Annotated in this window: 2 protein-coding genes; both read left to right on the top strand. The window is 70.8% G+C overall.

From position 1 onward, the window contains the following. Positions 1–81 precede the first annotated feature (81 nt). A complete protein-coding gene (locus ACLN58_RS21485) occupies positions 82–930 on the top strand; it encodes a sugar phosphate isomerase/epimerase family protein (protein ID WP_415857246.1) in 849 nt (282 codons plus the stop codon). Beyond that, positions 923–1,819 carry a phosphogluconate dehydrogenase C-terminal domain-containing protein gene (locus ACLN58_RS21480; RefSeq protein ID WP_415857245.1) on the top strand — a complete coding sequence of 299 codons (897 nt, stop codon included), beginning with the start codon at positions 923–925 and terminating at the stop codon, positions 1,817–1,819. Before ACLN58_RS21485 ends, ACLN58_RS21480 begins: the two co-directional genes overlap by 8 nt. Positions 1,820–2,110: the final 291 nt, after the last annotated feature.

Below are 2,110 nucleotides of genomic sequence, written 5' to 3'. Positions count from 1 at the left end.
CGACCCCGCCGCGTTCGCCGCCGTCCTCGACGAAGCCGCGGCCCGCGTCCAGCGTGCCGAAGCCGGACAGGAGGTCCGGGCATGATCAGCCAGAGCTTGATCGGGCTCAGCACCTACGCCCTCTTCTGGGAGCTCAGCGACCGGGTCCCGAACCCGCTGAGCCTCGCCGGCGCCGTCGACCGCACCCGCGAACTCGGGCTAGGGCTCCTGCAGATCTGCGACTACGCACCGCTCGAGGCCTGGGACGACGCGCAGCTCGCCGAGCTCCGCGCCCACGCCGAGGCCCAGGGCGTCGCGCTCGAGGTCGGCACGAAGGGCATCCGCCCCGAGCGGCTCCGCCGCTTCCTGCACATCGCCCGGGCCCTCGGCGCGCGCCTCGTCCGCAGCATGCTCAACACCCCGGAGCCCGACACCTTCGGGGGTCCCGGCGAACCCGGCCACGCGCCGTCGCCCGCGGAGGCCATCGAGCTCCTGCACGAGGTGATGCCCGAGTACGAGGCCGCGGGCGTCAGGCTCGCCCTCGAAACCTACGAACAGGTCCCCACCGCGGACCTGATCGCCGTCGTCGAGGCGATCGGCAGTCCGAGCCTCGGGATCTGCTCCGACCCGGCCAACACGGTCGCGGCGCTCGAGAACCCGCGCGAGGTCGTCGAGGCCGTGGCCCCTCACGTGCTGAACATGCACATCAAGGACTTCGCGTTCGCCCGGCAGGACGGCTGGGTCGGCTTCGTCTACACCGGCGCGCCCATGGGCGAGGGCCTCCTCGACTACGACCACATGGCCGCCGCGATCCGCCCCGCCCAGAACAGCATCAACCAGATCATCGAGCACTGGCTCCCATGGCAGGGCTCCCCCGAGGAGACCGTCCGCACCGAGCGCCAGTGGACCGAGACGACCATCGCCTACCTAAGGAGCAAGGGAAATGCCTAACCACGCCCACGAAAACAACAAAGCACAGGAGACGATCGGACAGCTGACCGTCGCCGTCATCGGCGCGGGCGGGAAGATGGGCCTGCGGGTCTCAGCCAACCTGCAGAAGTCCGGGCACACCGTCCTCTACAGCGAGAACTCTCCCGCCGGGCAGGAGCGCGTGCGCGGCTTCGGCCGCGAGATCACCCCGACCGACGACGCCGTCAAGGCCGCCGACGTCGTGATCCTCGCCGTCCCCGACGTGGTCCTCGGCAAGGTCTCCGAGGGCGTCGTGCCCCAGCTCAAGCCCGGCGCGATCCTCCTCACGCTCGACCCCGCCGCCGCCTACGCGGGCCTCCTCGCCACGCGCGACGACGTCATCCAGGCCGTCGCCCACCCCTGCCACCCCTCGGTCTTCCTCGAACGCACCACGAAGGAGGAATGGGCCGACACCTTCGGCGGCGCCGGCGCGCCCCAGAACGTGGTCGCCGCGATCGACGACGACGCCCCCACCGCCGCGCGCGACCGCGCCGAGGCCGTGATCCGCACCATGTACGCCCCCGTCATCGACGTCCACTGGGTCACCGTCTACCAGCTCGCCGTCCTCGAGCCCACCCTCGTCGAGACCGTCGCCTGCATGATCGGAACCCTCCTCAACGAGGCCCTCCACGAGACCGTCCACACCGTCGGCGTCCCCGAGGCCGCAGCCAAGGCCATGCTCTTCGGCCACACCCAGATCGCCCTCACCAACGCCCTCCGCGGCTCCAACCCGTTCTCCGAGGCCTGCGAGATCGCGATCCAGTACGGCAAGCGCACCATCATCAAGGACGACTGGAAGAAGATCTTCCAGGACACCGAGCTCGACACCGTCATCGCCGAAATGCTCAAGCTCGAGAAGGTGCAGCAGTAGGCAGGGGGCTGCGGGCCGGAGCGTACGCGTTTCGCTGAACCGGGCGGCGTTCGGGGCGGTCGGCCAGCTCGCGGCGCCCGCGATTCCGCGGATCGCAGCCTCGGCAACAGGCCCGGCCGTCCAGCACGCGTACTGGACGGCACAGGTCCTTCTGGGGGACCGGACATCCCTGCCGCCAGACACTGGCGCCGACGGCGTCCCGTGCGATGTGCTGGAGGCATGAACGACGCCACCCGCACCGCGCTGCCCGTCGACGCCCCGAGTGAACCGTGGACCGGGCGGAACGACGGC

It is taken from the genome of Sinomonas sp. G460-2, assembly GCF_047759905.1.
GTDB lineage: Bacteria > Actinomycetota > Actinomycetes > Actinomycetales > Micrococcaceae > Sinomonas.
This window is presented reverse-complemented; position numbering and strand designations above follow the sequence as displayed.

What these genes read in the sequence shown, in the direction of transcription:
- ACLN58_RS21485 (WP_415857246.1), top strand. Translation starts at nt 82, where the DNA reads ATGATCAGCCAGAGCTTGATCGGGCTCAGCACCTACGCCCTCTTCTGG.
- ACLN58_RS21480 (WP_415857245.1), top strand. Translation starts at nt 923, where the DNA reads ATGCCTAACCACGCCCACGAAAACAACAAAGCACAGGAGACGATCGGA.